The organism is Gemmatimonadaceae bacterium, assembly GCA_037721215.1.
Lineage (GTDB): Bacteria > Gemmatimonadota > Gemmatimonadetes > Gemmatimonadales > Gemmatimonadaceae > UBA4720.
Genome location: JBBJNV010000011.1, coordinates 56,453 through 74,568 on the forward strand (window position 1 = coordinate 56,453; position 18,116 = coordinate 74,568).

Below are 18,116 nucleotides of genomic sequence, written 5' to 3' on the forward strand. Positions count from 1 at the left end.
GCCGCCGCCGAAACTTTCGGCCTCTTGCGCCCGACAGTGAACTGCCGGTTCGCGGGTTCGGAGGCGCGGGCTGTCCGGCGCCGAACTGTTCTGGAGTGCTCCCATAACCTGGAGAGACGCCATGAAAGTCCAGTCAGAGAAACGACTTCGAACGTTGGTCGCAGCGACGGCGGTTCTCACCGTGACGGTCATCGCGCCGGTCGGTTCGCCCGCCCAGGACAAACCGGTCGGCTCCGTGCCTCCGGATAAACAGAAAGCCCCTCAGCAGGTGTCCGCGTTCTTCGATTTCGAGAAGCCGCTGGACCTGATATTCACGACCAATCTTCGACAGCTTCGGGGCGATCGGGGAACGGTCCCTCCGTGGCGCGTTGCGACGCTCGGGTACACCGGCGCGGATGGGAAACCGGTCGTGGTGCCCCTGAGGGTGCGGACCCGCGGCATCTGGCGGCTGAAGAACTGCAACTTTCCGCCATTGAGACTCAACTTTGCGGCCGTCAACACCAAAGGGACGATTTTCGAAGGACTCGACAAGCCGAAGCTCACCAGCTACTGCCAGGACAACTCCCGCTATGAGGAGTACGTGCTGCAGGAACTTCAGTTGTACCGCGTATACAGGCTGCTCACGCCGATCAGTCATCGCGCGCGTCTGACGCGCGTCACTTACACCGACAGTGCGACCGGGCGGGAAGCAACTATCCGCTCTGCTTTCATCATGGAAGACCTTTCCGTCGTCGCGGCCCGCGCTGGCGGCACCGGACTCGAGACGAAGGGTGCGCAATCCGGAGATCTCGATCCATATCACGATGCGCTGATGGGGGTGTTCGAATACTTCATCGGCAATACCGATTTTTCCATCGGCGGTCTTCACAATGCCGAGCTCGTTCAACACGCTGACGGCCGGGTTTTTCCAGTTGCATACGACTTCGATTTTTCAGGCGCGGTTAACGCACGCTATGCAACCGTCGATCCGTCGCTCAACTCCGACCGTGTGCGGGACCGTCTGTTTCGTGGCTTCTGTGTCGACGTTGCCGAATTCAGGAAGGTGTTTGCACTCTTCAATGAGAAGAAGGCCGCCATTTACGCGCTTTACGAGGATGAAGTCGGGGCGCGCCTGCCTCGGCGGGTCGCCAGCGAAACGCTGAAATACTTCGACGAATTCTATCGGACGATCAACGACCCCCGCGCCGCAAAACGGGAGATTACCGACGCATGCAGACGGCGGGCATGAAGATGGCGCCGGAGAGGCGGGCATCGGTCGTCGGTCATGGCTCACGAGGGCACCGGTAGCAGCGTCCCGGGGTAGTAACTTACTCCGACCGAAAACCTCCGTACCCTGGCATCACGGCCCGCATCGTCAGCCGATCAAAAGGAAGAACCGAATGTATTTTCGATCAGGAAAGCTATTTGCCCGGAATGGCGCCCGCGCGTTGCCCCTGGCGGGGATCGCGATCCTCGGCGCCTGCGCTACGGGGGCGAACCGGCCTGTAACATCGTCTGGCACAGTCACACAGGCGGCCGCACAGGCATACGTGGACTCGTACGCTCGCGAGTACCAGCGGCTCTATACGCAATCATCGAATGCCGAGTGGGCATCGAACACCCGCATCGTTGCCGGTGATTCTACCAATGCTACCCGGACGAGAGCCGCCAACGAGGCTTTGACACGGTTCGTGGGGAGCACTCAGAACATCACCACCATCCGGGCGTTTCTCGCGCAGCCACAGGTTCTCACCCAGCTTCAGAAGCGTTCACTGGAGGCAATGCTCTACAGTGCGGGCAACGGACCGCAAACTGTCGCGGACGTGGTGAATCGGCGCATCGCTGCCGACGCAGCGCAGACGGAAAAGCTGTACGGGTATACGTTCACCGTCGCGGGAAAGCCCATCGTACCCAATCAGATTGACTCGGTGCTTCGGGCAAGCAACAACCTCGCCGAACGACGCGCGTTCTGGGAATCATCGAAGGCGATTGGACCCACCCTGAAATCCGGGATCGTGAATCTGCGCACGCTGCGCAATCAGACCGTTCAGGCGCTCGGGTATCCGGACTTCTTTTCGTATCAGGTGTCCGAGTACGGTCTCTCCGCCGACGACATGCTGCGCCTCACTGACAGCATGAACCGCGAGCTCAGGCCTTTGTATCGTGAGCTCCACACCTGGGCGCGCCACGAGCTTGCGAAAAAGTACAAGCAGCCGGTTCCCGATCTCATCCCCGCTGACTGGCTGCCGAACCGCTGGGGTCAGTCGTGGGCAGACCTCGTGACCGTCAAGGGATTGAATCTTGATTCTGCGTTCACAGGCAAATCCCCCGAGTGGATCGTCCGGCAGGGCGAAGAATTTTTCAAGAGCCTCGGTTTCGATGCATTGCCCGCAAGCTTCTGGGAGAAGTCGTCGTTATATGAGCTTCCGGCAAAGTCGTCTTTCAAGAAGAACACGCATGCTTCAGCGTGGCATCTCGATCTCGACAGGGACGTTCGTTCGCTGATGAGCGTCGTTCCCGATGCGGACTGGTACGGCACTTCCCACCACGAGCTGGGGCATATCTACTATTACATGAGCTACACCCAGCCCTCCGTCCCGCTCGTTCTGCGCGGCGGCGCAAACCGTGCCTACCACGAAGGCATCGGGACACTTTTGGAGCTTGCGTCGTCGCAACGGAAATATCTGGTGAACCGCGGCGTAATATCCGGATCCTCGGCGCCTGATCCGATGCAGCAGATGCTCAAGGAAGCCCTCCAGTACGTCGTCTTCATGCCGTTTTCGACCGGCACCATGACTCGATTCGAGCATGAGCTGTACTCGAAAAATCTTCCCGCGGGGCAGTTCAACGCAAAGTGGTGGGAGCTCGCGCGAAAGTACCAGGGCATCGTTCCGCCATCGCCGCGCGGTGAACAGTTTGCGGACGCTCTCACAAAGACGCACATCAACGACGATCCGGGCCAGTACTACGACTATGCACTTTCCCAGGCGCTTCTATTTCAACTGCATAACCACATCGCAACCAACATCCTTAAACAGGATCCGCACGACACCGATTACTTCGGCAACAGGCAGGTGGGAGACTTCCTGAAAACGTTGATGGCTCCGGGCGCCAGCCGCCCCTGGCGCGACGTGCTCAAGGAAACCACCGGCCAGGAGCTGAACGCTCAGGCGATGGTCTCGTATTTTGCGCCGCTTTACACCTGGCTCAGGGAACAGAACAAAGGCAGAAGTTACACGCTGCCGGAGATTTGAACCCGGCGGCGACGCCATAGTCGAAGGATTCGGCCGGAGAGTTGTCGGTATACCGGCAACCCTCGCCTGATCTGCTGGTGCTCTTCGGGTCACGTTCCTGCGCGAGTGATAGTTTTCGCCAGATGTCCTGCCGCTGTGCAGACACCCTCGAGGTGATCCCAAGCTGGACGTGGGCAACATCCAGCGGCGTCAGTCGCATTATGCGACTCGTTGACGGATTCATTATCGACGCCCACGCCGTCGTATGGCCGAAGCCGAGTGCGTGCACCATTTCGTGAGCTACAATTCTTGGATCGTGCAACGTTTTCTGACTTCGCAGGAAAACACGGGCGTCATACACATCGCCGCCGGAGGTCCATGTGATCAAAGTCACGCCTTCATCGCCAGCGGTCGCCTTCAGGGCAACGATGATTGCATCCACGGGATCATCGTTCGGGCCAAGGGTGGCGGGAACGAACAATCGCATTCCGATGTCGGCTTCCATCTGACCCAGCGTCGACCAGAACGCCGCTGAGTCGCCGGCGGTGATTGCTTCGCCCTGAGCGTGTTTCAACGCCACCGGAATGGGAAACCGTGACGGATTCCATCCCACCAGGCGGCCGCGGAACGCTGGACCCGCAGTGCGAAGAAAGCTTCCGGCAGCCCGCTTGCCGGCGCGAGCCCGCTCCAATTCTATGGGAACCCTTATACCTGCGTAAACGCCGGCGCCGATCGTCCACGCAGTGTCGCGCCCGGCCGGGTGCCCCGGGGTGGCGCTATGCTGGGGATCCGTGCCTGGCTGCGCCTCCACAACCGCCGCCCCCAACACGCAGATTGCTCCCAGCGGCCAACAGAGGCGCGCCAGGAATGTTGGAGGACGCACGTTACCGGCGGGAAAATGGCAACGCCGCGCCATGATCCAGCTTGAACTGGAACGATTGCCGGACAATCTGCTTCACCGGACATCCGCGAATCCTGGCCGGAGCGAACTGCGCCCTCGGCAGCACTTCGAGAGCTGACCGCGCGAATTCCTGGTCGGAAAATTTGATGACCCGGATACTCTCCCCGACAGCGCGACCGCGCTCATCGACTACGAATTGGAACGATGCCTCGCCCTCTACCCCGCGGTTCCGAAGATCCAGCGGATACTTCGGCGCCGCACCATTGGGGACCTGAGAGGCGATGTTATTCAGCAGGAAGACCGGGAGCGTCAGACGGAACAGCTCGTGCGAACCAGCGGGCGTTCGACTTACGAGATCCACATCGATATAGACACTGAGCTCCTGACCGGCGACTTCAGCGTTGCGAGTTGGAAACGCGCGGGCGGAGTCAGCAGCAAGAATGGCATGAATGACTGCCTTGTCCAGCGCCGGCGAAAGCGAACTTTGCGCGAGTCCCACTTTCTTCAGGGATCCGTCTCGCTTCCATGCAATCATTACCTCGAGGCCGAAGCTCAGGTGGGCAGTCAGCGGCTTCGATGACTGTACGTTCGCGAACGATTCGGAGCCCGTTCCACCGTAAGCGGCAAGCTGAAACGGCTGTGGGAGAGTCAGACGGTCTGCAATCGCGCCCATCGACAGGGCGGCGAAGCCGGTCGGCAATTTCGATGATTCCCGCCCGTCCACCCGATGCATGCGGCCAACAAAGATAAGAGTGTCTGTTCCAACCGGAGATCCCGCCGAAGCGGGACACATTGCCACCGTGTCAACCGCCGGTGACGGCATGTCGACTCGCATCGTCTGAAGCACACCAGGCACCGTGACGCCCGTCGCAGCGAACGTCAGAACGACGCCAGTGAGCACCAACGCGAGATTGGGCATCATGTTGAGGATTCTCCCTTCAGACCACTGCTGCAATACATCGTGCCACCTCGATATCCGATTCGCAATCTAGACCTCGCGCATTGCCGATCAAGCGAGGATTATCGGCGGCGTGATTCCGGAATTTCCGCATCTGACATGGATCGGATCTCGGCATGACGTGTATAATATTCAGTACCGATGTCTGCTCGACTCCGCTGCGGTCAGCGTGGAGGATGTCATTTTCGAAAGGAATCCCATGCTTATTCGGACACTGCAACGCATATCGATTTGGTCAGGCCGAAACAGGCTGACGGCCGCCCTTGTAGCCGCTTGCCTTTTTGCGATCGCCACCTCGCCACAATCAGCGTCGGCGCAATCCGCGCAAATCAGCGGCGCCGGGCTGAGCAAGGTGGGAAAGGATACCCGGAAGCTTACTGCCAATGCCCGTGCGACCACCGGTGCGTCGAGTGCAACCGGAGAGCTGCAGTTCATTCACAACAGCCCCGCCGGATTCTCGCGCTTTCGCGGTACCGTGAGCTGCCTCAGCACCAACGGCGGCGTCGTTCAGATCAGCGGTACAGTTGACAAGGGTGAAACCGCCGCGGGCGCGCCGCTCGATGGAAAATCCTTTGCGTTCACGATCCAGGCAGCAACCTCACCCCAGTCCTTTTCTCTGCCCAATTTCGGTGACGCTGGGTCGCTCGGCGCGTGCAGCGGCGGCAGGGGTGAAACAGTTCCGGTCACGGAGATGGGCTTCCGCACGCAGTAGTCACAGCTCAGCCAGGAGTTGACCTTCGCCTGACTGATCTGTGGATTCCAGACAAGCAGCTTCAACGCTTCCCTTTCCACCCGGGGCCGCGCACTACGCGGCCCGGTGTCGCGCCCGTGTGCGCACCGTTCCTGAGCACGGGCACCCCATTGACCATTACGTGGACCATTCCCGTCGCGTACTGGTGAGGCCGCTCGAACGTCGCATGGTCCTGAACGCGCCTTGGATCGAACACCGCTACGTCGGCGTAAAATCCCCTGCGCAGCTCACCTCGCCGTACAATCTTCAGGTTTTTTGCGGGAAGTGTGGTGAGGCGCCGGATGGCTTCTTCGAGCGGAATCAGTTTTTCGTCGCGCACGTATCGCCCAAGGAGGCGGGCCATGTTGCCGTAGGCTCTCGGGTGCGGGTTCGATTTGAGAAACGCACCTTCCGCGGCGGGCGCGCTGCCATCAGAGCCGAAGCTGATCCACGGGATTGCGATCTGGCGGCGAACATTTTCCTCGGACATCAGGAAATACACAGTGCCCACCCGGCTTCCGTCCTCTATCACGAGATCCATTGCGGTCTCTTCCGCCGACTTGCGCCGCATTCGCGCAACCTCGCCAAGAGTCTTTCCCGTCAACGGCTTGAGCGAATCGTTTCGGAACCCGACCAGCACGATTTTCTCAGGTGATTCCACCGCATTGAAGAAATTCTCCCATTTGTCCGTCGGCGTGCGCATCTCGACCGCCACCCGTGCGCGGACCGCTGGATCAGCGAGCCGCTTCGCCCAGGCCTTGTAACCACCTTCCTGAACCCAGGGAGGCATCGCCGCGTCGAGGCCTGTTGCGCCGGCGGTATACGTGTACATGTTGGCGCGGACGGCCTGGCCCGCTGCGCGCGCCGAATCCACTTTTGCAATCACTGCCTGGAGCTTTCCCCAGTTCGCCGTACCCGCCGCTTTCAGATGGTAGATCTCAGCGGCGACGCCGCCCTCGCGGCCAATGGTGAGAAGCTCGTCGACGGCCTGCAGAAGCCGCGCGCCCTCGCTCCTCATGTGCGAGATGTAACTCCCGCCGTACGGTGCGGCCGCGCGGGCGAGCGCGATCAACTCAGGAGTCTTTGCATAAAACGCGGGGGCATAGATGAGCGAGGATCCAACACCGAGTGCACCTTCTTCCATCGCCTGTCGGACGAGCGCCCTCATTCGCTCCAGCTCCGCGGGAGTGGGTTCTCGATCGGCATACCCGATTTCATGGACGCGCACCGTTGTTGCCCCGACGAACGACGCAACGTTGGGCGAAACTCCCCGTTTAGTGAGTGATTCGAGGTACTCGCCCAGCGTTGTCCAGGTAACATCGAACTTGAAGTCGCCCTGTTCCTCTACCATCTCTTTCTTCATCGCGTCGTTGAGCGGCCCCATCGAAGATCCCTCGCCGAAAACCTCGAGCGTCACTCCCTGCCGGATGTCGCTCTGCGCATGCGGATCGATGATCAGCGATTCGGTTGCCCAGCTCAGCATGTTGATGAATCCAGGTGCTACCGCGAGCCCGCGCGCGTCGATCTCCGTTCTTGCGCGACTTTGCGAGAGATCGCCCATCGCAGCGATGGTGTCACCGCTGACTGCAACGTCTGACACCCGAGGCACCACGCCAGTGCCGTCGTATACCATGCCGCCGCGGATGATGATGTCGTAGGAAGCGAGCGGCACTGGCGCCGACGGCCCTCCGCTGACGGAAGGCGTGCACGATACGAGCGAAATGATCAACAGCGCTTTTGCAGGCACTCTCATTGACGTCGCCTCACTTCCAGCGTGAAATACGCGAAATCCTTGAACCGCTTCGAAACGAACAATCCCATCCCGCAATCGATGAAGCCAGACCCGAGCAGTCGATCGCGGTAAAACCAGGTGGTTCGGAACATCCCTTCCATGTCGCTCGCGTCTTCGTCAATGTCATCGTCGCTTGTGATGGCATGAACGTATAGGACGCCGCGACACTTTTTCGCCAGTCGCAAAAGCGCTTCGTCAATATCGGAATCGCCAACGTATCGCAGCACGTCCCGGCAGACCACGAGGTCGGACTGCCGGCCCGCAAGTTTGTTGATCGGCAGACACCGGTGCCCGTAGCCAATGCAGGCAGCCGGACTCGAATCAAACGTCTCGATCGAATCGCACGATGGGTACTGTCTGGCGAACTCCCGCGCCCACCATCCGGTACCGGCTCCAACATCGGAAAAGCGCTCGATCTTCAAACCAATGTAATTACTGAATGCAATTACGAACCCCACTTCGCGCGTCGCACCGTCGGCATCCACGATCGCCGTCTCGGCATCCTCATAGAACCGCCGGTAATAGTCCGCGTCGAAATGGCTATTGGATTCATGCGTGTACGGCTTCACGTTCGATTGATGCGAACCCGCGCCGGCAGCCGGCTTGGTCACGTGGCAACCGCCGTGCGCCCTGGCCGTCCGGGGGCGACCACCGCCATCGCGAGAGCCGCTATCATCGCCAGCGCCGCGCCGAAAAGGAATGCAGCGTCGGGGCTGACCCTGTCCCAGATGGCTCCAAATATCAGAGACGCCGGCAATGCTCCGAGACCGATCGCAAGATTGTACCAACCGTAAGCCGCACCCCGCTTTGCGCGGGGCACAATATCAGCCACGAGTGCCTTTTCGGTTCCTTCAGTGAGCGCATAGAACAACCCGTAAACCGCGAACAGCGCCCACGCGTGCCACGCTTCGGTCGCGCGAGAGAAACCGACATACACGGCAGCGTAAAGAATCCAGCCGCAGACGATGAGGGGTTTGCGGCCAAGCCGGTCGGAGAGCGCTCCGCCAAGGGTACCAGCCGATGCCTTCACGAAGTTGAGCATCGCCCATAATATGGGAGCCAATACAATTGCGACCCCGAGTTGGTTGGCCCTCAAGAGCAGAAACGCATCGGTCGAATTGCCGAGTGTGAAGAGCAACACGACGCCCAGGTACGCCCAGAAGCGCTTGCCCATCGTTTCGGCGGGTGCGATATGCGGGGCAGTGTCGCTCTCCAAGCCTGCCGACGCGGATTCACGCGGCACCTCGCGAACTGCTACGACAAGGACAATTAATGCGAGCAGCCCAGGCACGGCCGCAAGCCAGAACACGCTGCGAAGCGAGAGATCGAAATATCGCAGCAGGGCAAACGCTATCAGCGGGCCAAGTACCGCTCCGGCATTGTCTGCAGATGCATGGAACCCGAACGCGCGACCACGAGCGTTCGGGTCTGCGGAGTCTGCCAGAAGGGCGTCGCGTGGCGCGCCTCTGATTCCCTTCCCGACCCGGTCCGCCACGCGGATCGCCAGCACCGCCCCCGCGCTCGTTGCCATTGCGACAAACGGCCGGACGAACGTTGCGATGCCGTATCCGAGGACAATCAGGGGCTTCCGCCGCTTTACTTTGTCCGACCACCAGCCACTCGCAAGCTTCAGCAGCGAAGCCGTGGACTCGGCGGCTCCTTCAATCGCGCCGATAAAGCTTGCATTGGCACCGAGCACGCTGCTGAGAAACAGCGGCAGCAGCGGGTAAATCATTTCCGTAGCTACGTCAGTGAGGAAGCTGACCCCACTCAGCGCAACTACATTGCGACCTAACTTTCCGGCGATGCTCTCACCTCGGAGTGATCGCCGACGGTGACCTCACCGTTGATCCCTTCGAGCCACGCACCATCGCCAACGAGTGAATTCGCGAGCCGCGATCGTTTCACGGTTGCGCCCGCTCCAACAATCGTGTGGCTGATTTCCGAGTTCTCGATAACCGATCCCTTGCCGATCGACACATTTGGGCCTACGGTCGATCCGCTGAGCGAAACTTCTTCTTCGATGTATACGGGATCGATGATTGTGCAGCCATCTACTTCGTCAGGCCGCTGAGCGCGGCCCTTCGTGAGCATCGTCTCATTGGTCTCGAGCATCGTCTCGATCTTGCCGGCGTCGTACCAGCCTTCGACATCGATCACCTGGATCTTTGCGCCCCTGTCGATCATGTACTGGAACGCATCTGTCAGATAGTACTCGCCCATATTCGGCGGCGACGCCAGCACGTGTTCCACTCCCTCGAACAGCAGCTTCCAGTTTCTGATGTAGTAAAGCCCGATGTTGGCGCGCTTCGAAATCGGTGTTTTTGGCTTCTCGACAATCTGCGTCATGTTGCCATCGTCGTCCGTCACCACCACGCCGAAGCGTTGATAGTCCTCTACTTCCTTGGTCCAGATAATTCCGTCGGCATCGGTTCGGTTCACCACTGACAGATCAGCATCGAAAATTGTATCGACGAAGATGATCAGCACCGGCTGGTCGACATACTCTTTTGCCAGCGCGATCGCGCCCGCCGTTCCATCCTGCACCTTCTGCTCGATGAAAACCGACGGCACGTCGAGACTCTGCCTGGCGAACTCTTCGACCTTCTCCTTGAGATGCCCGGTGATGTAGATGATTTGATCGATGCCGCCGAGATCCCGAAGCTCGTCCAGCACGTATGACATCACCGGTTTCCCGGCGACTTTCATCATCGGTTTCGGCGTTACGTGCGTATGCGGCCTGAGCCGCGTGCCTTTCCCGGCCAGCGGAATAATGACTTTCATGGTGCGCTCGTCCCCTGTCGTCCGTATCGATCGGAAAGCCGCACCACGTCGTCGAGGTCGTTAGTCGACGCCTCGAGCACGTCACAATCGGTGATTGCTTCCATCTGGTGAATTGTGCCGGGCGTTATGCGAAACGACGCGCCCTGCGTGAGATGCATGTCATCGAGGCTCTCGCCGTGCTGTACGCGATAAACCAGTTCGCCCGAAAGAAGGTGGACGGTCTCGTCTTTTCTGTTGTGATATTGAATCGAGAGTGCGTGGCCGGCTTTGATATGCAGGATTTTTCCGACGTAGTGGTCGGTGTGCGCCCAGATGGTTTCGTGTCCCCATGGTTTCGGCACCGTTATCACGTCAACCGGGCCCGAGGGCGCGGTCGTGCTACTGCCCGGTGAGGGTGCATTTGTCTGGCCGGTCATTCGTAAATATCTCCTCTACCGCCGACGGGAAGCTATCACGAGGGACGCGGCTAGCTGGCGCCCGTCATCATGCGTCCGCGAAGCGTAGCAAGGCGGCGTCGGACCGATCCGTCCATCACTGTATCACCAACCTTCACGACAACTCCACCGAGAATTTCCGGATTCACGGTCATGTGAGTGACAACGCGCCTGCCGAGCACGCGGGAGAGATGATCGGCAATCCCCGACTCGTCCGCTTCGGACATGGTGCGCGCGACAGTCACATTCGCGTGAACGGTGTTGGCTGCGTCATCGACGAGATTCTGATACTCGGCCGCGATGGCCGGAATCAGCATCTGGCGTCGCTTGCGGACCAGCGCCTGGAGGAAACGCAGGAAGTGCCGGGGCACGCGGTCGCCGAGAGCGTTCGACAGTAAATCGCTCTTCTGCGCCTCGCTGATTTTTGGCGATTCGAGGAAGCGCGTCAGAGTCAGGTTCTGACGCATTCCCAGAGCTACATCATCGATCAGCTTCCCCCAGCCAGCGGTGTCTTCAGCGCGCCGCGCGAGCTCGAGCAGGGCCTCGGCGTAATTACGGGCGATGGTCGAATCGCGCATCAGCTCCGTGCCGGCGCAGGCGGAATCGAGGCGAGAAAGTCTTCGACGATGCGACGATTGGCGTTATCGTCGAGATTTGCGCCGATGACCTTGCTCGCGCCGGCAATGGCCAGGTCAACCGCCTCGTGCCGCAGCTCCGCGATCGCACGGTTTTTCTCGGCGTCGATCTCGCGGCGGGCGCGTTCGAGCATGTCCTGCTGCTGCGCGCGGGTCTCTTCGATCATCCCTGTGCGCACGGAGTCGCCCACAACACGGCTCTCGGCGATAATCTTCTGCGCCTCGTCACGGGCGGCTTCGATCTTCGATCGATGCTCGGCGAGCAAACGGGTGGATTCGTCGCGGTCGGCTTTTGCGCCGGCAATCGCATCCTCAAGAGATTTTTCGCGCGCAGCGACGGCAGCAGTGATGGGTTTGAACGCATACCGCGAGAGAATGAACGCCAGGATCACGAAGATGATCAGCGTCCAGAACATCAGACCGCCGCTGGGCGACAGCAGGCCGACTTTTGCTGCTCCTTCAGCCGCCGCTTCCGCGGAAGGACCATGGCCCTGCAGCAGAAGAAGAAGCGGGAAATTAATGGGCATCATATTGGGAACGTGGCAGTAAGCGGAGTGGGCTCGCGCGCTGGGCGCGAGCCATCCGGGAATTTAGAACTTGTTTTGAATCAGAAACGACACGACGATTGCGAACAGGGCAGCGCCTTCGATAAGCGCTGCAAAAATAATTGCACCGGTCTGAATGCGGCCGGCCATCTCTGGCTGGCGCGCCATGCCGTCCATCGCCTGGCCGGCAAGACGGCCAATTCCAACACCCGCGCCAAGCACGGCGATTCCGGCGCCAATGCCCGCACCCATCTGTGCCCATGCGGCGGAGTATTCAGCGTTATAAACGGCGGCCTGCAGTAAAGGATAAAACGACATCTTGAGGTTGCTCCGTATTTCTTCGAATTGAGGTGGGTGTGGCGCCACCTGCGCTGTCCGTCAGTGAGACCTCAGTCTCAACGGACTTCCCCGGCCACTCAGCCGGGTACAACGGGCATAGAGCCCATTCTGGATCGAGCCGTCAGTGGGCGCCCTCGCGGATGAGCCCGATGAAAACGCTGGCGAGCAGTGCAAAGACGTATGCCTGAAGAAACGCAATGAACACTTCGAGGACCATGATTGCCAGAGCCATGAGCAACGGCAATGGCGCCAGTCGAAAGCTGCCAAAAGTGAAGATCAGGCTGATCAGCGCCAGAACGACGATATGTCCCGCCGTCATGTTCGCGAAAAGCCGGATCGCGAGCGCAAAGGGTTTCGTGAACTTGCCGATCAACTCGATCGGCGTCATAAGCGGCGTCAGCATTGCCTTCATAATGAAAGGCTGGTCACTGGGCCAGTAGACAATCGTCTTGATGTAACCCTTGCCCAAGGTTCGGATGCCGGCAAACTCGACGACGAAAAAAGTGATGATCGCCAACATGCCGGTGACGGCAATATTGCCAGTGGCTGTCGAGCCATATGGAATAAGGCCGAGCAGATTCGTGAAGAGAATGAAGAAGAAGAGGGTCAATACGAACGGCACGTACGCGTTGCCATGATGTCCGACGTTGGGAAGGATAACTTCCTGGCGTATGTACAACACGAGTGCTTCGATGCCGTTGGCGAATCCCTTGGGCTTGCCGGCGGCGAGATGCTGTCTGCTGTGGGCACGGGCCGCAAGCAGGAGCGTCACGAGACAGAGCGTGGCGGCTATGAGGAGCATGACGACATGTTTGGTTGGCGACATGTCGATGACGAGACCTCCGAGATGTATGGGGTCCCATCTGGGGAGCTCGTAGTGGCAGGCATAACCCGGCTCGAAGCACGGATATTCGAGTGCGTGCGAGTCGGTGATGTGCGGTGTGATGATGTCTTGCGATTCAACGATCATATGCGAGCAGCAGGGATTCCAGTAACATCGAGACAAAGAGAAAAACGGCGAATCCGACGAGTGCCGCGGCAAGCGGCAAACCAAGCATCTGGGCGAAAATAAACCCATATACCAAAAGGACAGTACCTCTCAGAATGGCACCCAGTCCCCACCCCACCAAAGCGTTTTCGCGCCCGAACCACTCAATCATGCTGAACGCAGCCAACTGAACCATTGCGGCCAGAGCCGCACTGACCGCGAGTGCCCGTCGTTCTTCACTTGTATTGAAACCGAGTGAGAGCAGCCAGAACGTGACTCCCAGCAGCGACGCGGTAATCGCGGCAAACCGGGCGACACGTTTCACAGCCTGCTCATTTCGTGCGCCGCCGGGCGTCGTCCGCTTTCTGCGCCGCGACGAGCCGTCGGTACATGCTGTAGAACGCGGCCCCGCCGCCAATGAACACCCCGGCCAACACGAATACGGGACTTGTGCCGAATCTCTGGTCGAGCCATTGTCCGCCCAGCAGGAAAATGACCAGCGATGCCGCGAATTGCAGTCCAACGCCGGCGAATGAGCGCACCTCCAGACTGTCCGACTGCTCGGCACCCATCTCCGCTTTATGCGGTTTTTTATCCGTCATTCATCGCTGAATTTAGGAGCTTGTGAAATTTTTCGCAAGCAAACGGCCCAGATGTTCCCGAAGATTTCCCGAAAACGCTAGCAGACGCGCAAGTGCTGATTTGGATTGAACTTAGGCGTTACTTTCCCATTGACCAAGCGTCTGATAGTTGATATAGTTGACGCTGGCCAACATGGGGCCCCGCCGGCTCCCATGTCAGGACTCGCCGAACAACCATAAGTAATGCCAAATCGTCTCATCATTCCGTTGCTGTTTGCTGCATCCGTCGCGTTTGTCCGCGGTTCTTCGGGGCACAAGGAATCCGTGACCCCAGTCTCGGACAATCAACATCAGAAGGAAGGCCCGATTGCTTCTTCGTTTTCAGTTGGAGTGCGGGATGGACTAAGGCTCGAGCTCAGCGTTGCCAACAACACGAAAAAAATGATCGAGTTGCGGTTTGCGAACGGGCAAACTCACGATTTTGCCGTGCTGGACGACAAGGGCAACGAAGTGTGGCGTTGGAGCGATGGGCGAATGTTCACACAGTCGTTTCAGAACAAACTGGTAAAGGCGCGCGATACTGCGGTTTACGCGAGCAACTGGGACGCGAGCAAGATGCACGGCAGGTTTACGGCGATTGCGACGTTGATGAGTGACAATCATCCGATTGAGCAACGGGTCGAGTTTGCTCTGAAGTAGGTATATCGGGCCGATCGGGAGGGCCCAATAATGAGGAACGCGAATGACCCATTCGCGACAGCAGCCCGCGTAAGCGGGTTTTTTGTTTCAGGGAAGGGCCAGGCTCGTTTCGCCGACAATTTCCCTTCGGAATGACGCCGCGCTGACGCTCCGGACGTATCTTGGTGGCGATGACGAGAGCTGACATCCTGCCGACGGTGCGGCTAGCCGCCCTCGGCGACTGCGCGATCCACGTACCCCGGGGGAAGATAGAGCCGACGGCGACGGTTGTGTTCACGACCGCGCTGTATCTGCTGCTCGAGCGGAGCGAGGCGACACAACGGAAGATGCTCGAGTCGATGCTGTGGCCGTCGGCTCCGGTCGCGACTGCGTCACACCGGCTCAGGCAGACGCTCCTCAAGCTCAAGCAGCTCGGATTTCCGGTCGAGACGGTGAGCAAGACCAGCCTTTCGGTTGGTAACGCTGTAGTCAGCATCGACTTTGAGGAGTTCCTGGTCTCGCGCAAGGGGATAGACCGGACCGGGGATGAGTCGCTAGTTCTGTTTCCCGGGTACGAGCCGACGTTCTCCGCGCCGGCGATGGAGTGGCTCGACGCGAAGAAAGCCGAAATCAACTCATCGATAACGCGGTTGATGCTGGGAATTGTAGCGGGGCACCGGGTCAAGGCGCAGTGGACGGAAGTTGAGCGGACTGCCCGAAAGCTGCTCGGCATTTCCCCCTACAATGAAGAGGCGACGCTGGCGCTTGCCGAAGCTTATGCCATGCGGGGATCGAAGCTCGAGGGGATGCGGATTCTCGACAAGTATCTGAGTGAGGTTGGCCGGGGTCCAAGCGATCTGCGGGTGCCGGCGACGATAATGCGAAAGCGGATCGCCAACCGGATTCCGCCGCGCGCCCATCTGTTCGCCGCCAGCACGCCGCTGGTGGGACGCGGAGCATCGATGGAGGAGCTTGGAGTTCTGCTCGACCGGGCACGCGCGAGGCAAGGCCAGGCGTGTCTGATCTGGGGGGATGCCGGGATCGGCAAGAGCCGGCTGCTGGCTGAGTTCAGTACTTTCGCCGCGCTTCAGGGAGTTCGTACGCAGCGCGTGCAGTGCCGTGCGAGCGATCCGCACCGTCCGCTGTCGGTGTTTGTCGACATGGTTCCGTTGTTGAGAGGGATGCGGGGGGCGATCGGGTGCTCGCCCGAGACCATGAGCTACCTCGACCGGTTGACGAAGCACAAGCCGACGCCGATCGAGGTGCGGGTCGAAGAGGGCGACTCGGAGTTTGTTTACGCGCGGGTGCAGATGGCGCTGTTCGATCTGATCGATGCCGTTGCGGAAGAGACACCGCTGATGCTTGTCGTCGAGGATGTGCACTGGCTCGATTCGACATCGGCGAAGGTACTGACGGATCTGATGGCGTGGATGGTTGACCGCCGCATTTTCTTTGTCTTCACGGGCCGCGAGCGTCCGGAACAATGGTCGCCGGGATCGGCCGCGAAGCTTGTGGAGATTCATCTGCCGCCACTCGAGCCCGAGCCGTCTGCGGATGTGCTGCTGGGAATTCTCCGTCAGCAAGGCAGGGAGATTTCTGCAGTTTACCTCAAGTGGTGTGTGAACGTCGCGGAGGGAAATCCGTATTTTCTCGAAGAACTCGCCAATCACTGGATCGAGACCGGGGCCGAACATGATGTGCCGCCGTCGCTGACGGCGATGCTCGACCAGCGGGTATCGCGGCTCACGCCGGATGCGCTGCAGCTGCTACAGACGTGTGCGATTCTCGAGAAGAATTCGACGCTAGAGCGGATCGAGCGGGTGCTGGAGTACCAGTCGCATCAGCTGCTCGGATGCATCAACACGCTGGGTGCGGCGGGGATGGTAGTGACGGAGGCTGCGGAGAATCCGGAGCAAGGGCCAGACCGCATTGTGAGCAGGCACGATTTGTTGTCGAACGCGGCGATTGTCCTGTTGCCCGCGCCGGCGCGCGCATTTCTACATCGACGAGTGGGATTGGTGCTCGAAGCCGAGATAGATGAGGACCGGTCGGCGGCCGTATTGTGGGACTGTGCGAAGCACTGGCAGTTGTCGGGGAATGCGGCGCGGGCGTTTTCGCTCGCGACCTCGTGTGCAACGCATTTGATGAAGGTGGGGTTGCCGAGTGCAGCGGCAGAGGCGTATGAGAAGTGCCTGGCGTTTTGTAGCAATGACGAGGAGAGGCTTCAGATTCTCACCGAACAAGCTCACGCGTACGAGGACAGCAGTGCGTGGCTTAATGCTCTTGGGACCATCTCAAACGCGAAGTCCATACTCGGAACCATCAGGCCCCAGCAGTCCAAGCATGACGACCTCGAACTAATTAACTCGCGGGCCAGATGGCGCAGTGGCGACGCGCGTGGCGGCTTAACAAATTGCCTGGCATGCGTGAATTGTGAGTCTGCCACCGCCGATCACCGGGCGAGGGCAGGTGTAATGAGTCTTATGCTTCTCGACTCCACAGGTGCACACGATCAAATGCCCTCGATATTCGCGATGATTCAGCGGCTGGCAGCATCAACCGGCGTCGACCCGTTCTCGCTGACCGAAGCCAACATGGTCTTCCACTCGATTTGTGGCGACTTGGACATCGCAGTCCAGAGCGCAGACTCTTTAATCTCGAACGAGAGAAGCAAATCTGAGCGAAATTACTTATTTCGGGTGCTGTGCAATGGAGCTGTAGTCTACCGCACTGCGGGCCTGTTCCAAAAAGCCAAAGAGTCATTGATGGAGGCCGTTGTCCTGGCGGAAGCTCACGTGCTCCCGAGATCGCTTTTTCGGGTCTTGTCCATGTTAGCTCACTCGGCACTTGAACGTGGCCAGATTGGCGAAGCAAGAGCGTGGTATTCCAAATTACTTGCCCAGGTTCGACCACAGGATGATGTGTATGTGGCGTTGGATATGGGTTCGATAGGCGCGCGCCTCGCGCTAATCGATCGAGACGCCGCCGCGGCGGCGAAGCACTACTCTCTTTCTTTTCAACATATTAACTCCGATCAACTCGGCCAAGGTCGCACGTACGGCCTAGCAGTCCACGTTGCGATAATCCTTGCTCGGGGCAAACGCCTTACCCAGAAGACGGTTGAAGCGCTAGAAAACGCGCACGTCAAATCCCGCAGGTCGCCCTGCGAAGCGTATCCTGCTTACGTCACGTATCGCGCGCTGCAGGCCGTTGGCCGAGTTGATCGAGCCGAAGAACTCATACATGAATACGAGACGCTGTATCGACGCGAGCGCGTGCCGGCAGGAAACCATCTCCTAGAAAGCATTTATGTCCGCAACGTCTCAGCCCACGAGCAGCGGGGACGGAGCCAGCTTTCGCCGATCCTGAGTCGCAAGCGCGGGAGTTAAAGGCACGTCTTGGTCGAAAAGCTTCGAGTAGATCGGGACTTGCGAGGAGCTTGTCGCAGATTGCTGGATCAAACTGTCTTCCGCGGAGCCTAACGAACTCGCTTCGTACCTCCGTCGCGGTTAATGCTGAACGGTAAGGCCGATCAGTCG

General features: G+C 59.4%; 18 protein-coding genes. 5 read left to right on the forward strand and 13 right to left on the reverse strand.

What is annotated here, in order from left to right; translation table 11 throughout:
- Positions 1-121: 121 nt before the first annotated feature.
- On the forward strand, positions 122-1,228 hold the full coding sequence (locus tag WKF55_07550) for a hypothetical protein (protein ID MEJ7759435.1): 1,107 nt from the start codon (positions 122-124) through the stop codon (positions 1,226-1,228).
- 151 nt (positions 1,229-1,379) lie between these two features.
- Positions 1,380-3,233: a M2 family metallopeptidase gene (locus WKF55_07555; GenBank protein MEJ7759436.1), complete on the forward strand. Its 1,854-nt coding sequence runs from the start codon at positions 1,380-1,382 to the stop codon at positions 3,231-3,233.
- Here WKF55_07555 and WKF55_07560 read toward each other — a convergent pair.
- Both WKF55_07560 and WKF55_07565 read right to left on the reverse strand, forming a co-directional pair.
- Positions 3,187-4,038 carry a hypothetical protein gene (locus WKF55_07560; GenBank protein ID MEJ7759437.1) on the reverse strand — a complete coding sequence of 284 codons (852 nt, stop codon included), beginning with the start codon at positions 4,036-4,038 and terminating at the stop codon, positions 3,187-3,189. The genes WKF55_07555 and WKF55_07560 overlap by 47 nt on opposite strands.
- Positions 4,039-4,096: 58 nt before the next feature.
- The gene (locus WKF55_07565; GenBank protein MEJ7759438.1) at positions 4,097-5,035 is read right to left on the reverse strand and encodes an energy transducer TonB; all 939 of its coding nucleotides are present in this window, start codon (positions 5,033-5,035) and stop codon (positions 4,097-4,099) included.
- 388 nt (positions 5,036-5,423) lie between these two features.
- On the opposite strand from WKF55_07565, the gene WKF55_07570 reads away from it, so the two are divergent.
- On the forward strand, positions 5,424-5,783 hold the full coding sequence (locus tag WKF55_07570) for a hypothetical protein (protein MEJ7759439.1): 360 nt from the start codon (positions 5,424-5,426) through the stop codon (positions 5,781-5,783).
- A gap of 61 nt (positions 5,784-5,844) precedes the next feature.
- On the opposite strand, the gene WKF55_07575 is transcribed toward WKF55_07570, so the two are convergent.
- From WKF55_07575 to WKF55_07625, 11 genes are all read right to left on the reverse strand, one after another.
- Positions 5,845-7,554 (reverse strand): D-aminoacylase, encoded by a 1,710-nt coding sequence (locus WKF55_07575; protein ID MEJ7759440.1) that lies wholly within the window; start codon positions 7,552-7,554, stop codon positions 5,845-5,847.
- The gene (locus tag WKF55_07580; GenBank protein MEJ7759441.1) at positions 7,551-8,204 is read right to left on the reverse strand and encodes a class I SAM-dependent methyltransferase; all 654 of its coding nucleotides are present in this window, start codon (positions 8,202-8,204) and stop codon (positions 7,551-7,553) included. Before WKF55_07580 ends, WKF55_07575 begins: the two co-directional genes overlap by 4 nt.
- Positions 8,201-9,400 carry an MFS transporter gene (locus WKF55_07585; protein MEJ7759442.1) on the reverse strand — a complete coding sequence of 400 codons (1,200 nt, stop codon included), beginning with the start codon at positions 9,398-9,400 and terminating at the stop codon, positions 8,201-8,203. The genes WKF55_07580 and WKF55_07585 overlap by 4 nt, the downstream gene beginning before the upstream one ends.
- Entirely contained in the window at positions 9,385-10,377 is a 993-nt protein-coding gene (locus WKF55_07590) for a sugar phosphate nucleotidyltransferase (GenBank protein MEJ7759443.1), read from the reverse strand. The genes WKF55_07585 and WKF55_07590 overlap by 16 nt, the downstream gene beginning before the upstream one ends.
- Complete coding sequence (locus WKF55_07595) at positions 10,374-10,793, reverse strand: cupin domain-containing protein (GenBank protein ID MEJ7759444.1); 420 nt, start codon at positions 10,791-10,793, stop codon at positions 10,374-10,376. The genes WKF55_07590 and WKF55_07595 overlap by 4 nt, the downstream gene beginning before the upstream one ends.
- A 50-nt stretch (positions 10,794-10,843) precedes the next feature.
- Positions 10,844-11,389 carry a F0F1 ATP synthase subunit delta gene (locus tag WKF55_07600; protein ID MEJ7759445.1) on the reverse strand — a complete coding sequence of 182 codons (546 nt, stop codon included), beginning with the start codon at positions 11,387-11,389 and terminating at the stop codon, positions 10,844-10,846.
- Complete coding sequence (atpF, locus tag WKF55_07605) at positions 11,389-11,976, reverse strand: F0F1 ATP synthase subunit B (GenBank protein ID MEJ7759446.1); 588 nt, start codon at positions 11,974-11,976, stop codon at positions 11,389-11,391. Before atpF ends, WKF55_07600 begins: the two co-directional genes overlap by 1 nt.
- Before the next feature lie 60 nt (positions 11,977-12,036).
- On the reverse strand, positions 12,037-12,357 hold the full coding sequence (atpE, locus tag WKF55_07610) for an ATP synthase F0 subunit C (protein MEJ7759447.1): 321 nt from the start codon (positions 12,355-12,357) through the stop codon (positions 12,037-12,039).
- A gap of 94 nt (positions 12,358-12,451) precedes the next feature.
- Positions 12,452-13,300 carry a F0F1 ATP synthase subunit A gene (atpB, locus tag WKF55_07615; protein ID MEJ7759448.1) on the reverse strand — a complete coding sequence of 283 codons (849 nt, stop codon included), beginning with the start codon at positions 13,298-13,300 and terminating at the stop codon, positions 12,452-12,454.
- Positions 13,290-13,643 (reverse strand): hypothetical protein, encoded by a 354-nt coding sequence (locus tag WKF55_07620; GenBank protein MEJ7759449.1) that lies wholly within the window; start codon positions 13,641-13,643, stop codon positions 13,290-13,292. Before WKF55_07620 ends, atpB begins: the two co-directional genes overlap by 11 nt.
- A 7-nt stretch (positions 13,644-13,650) precedes the next feature.
- Positions 13,651-13,920, reverse strand: a complete 270-nt coding sequence (locus tag WKF55_07625) for an AtpZ/AtpI family protein (protein MEJ7759450.1) — start codon at positions 13,918-13,920, stop codon at positions 13,651-13,653.
- A 222-nt stretch (positions 13,921-14,142) separates the two neighbouring features.
- Here WKF55_07625 and WKF55_07630 point away from each other — a divergent pair, with 222 nt between their 5' ends.
- Together WKF55_07630 and WKF55_07635 are read left to right on the forward strand one after the other, a co-directional pair.
- On the forward strand, positions 14,143-14,598 hold the full coding sequence (locus WKF55_07630) for a BsuPI-related putative proteinase inhibitor (protein ID MEJ7759451.1): 456 nt from the start codon (positions 14,143-14,145) through the stop codon (positions 14,596-14,598).
- A gap of 170 nt (positions 14,599-14,768) precedes the next feature.
- Positions 14,769-17,966, forward strand: a complete 3,198-nt coding sequence (locus tag WKF55_07635; protein MEJ7759452.1) for an AAA family ATPase — start codon at positions 14,769-14,771, stop codon at positions 17,964-17,966.
- The last annotated feature ends 150 nt before the right edge of the window (positions 17,967-18,116 follow it).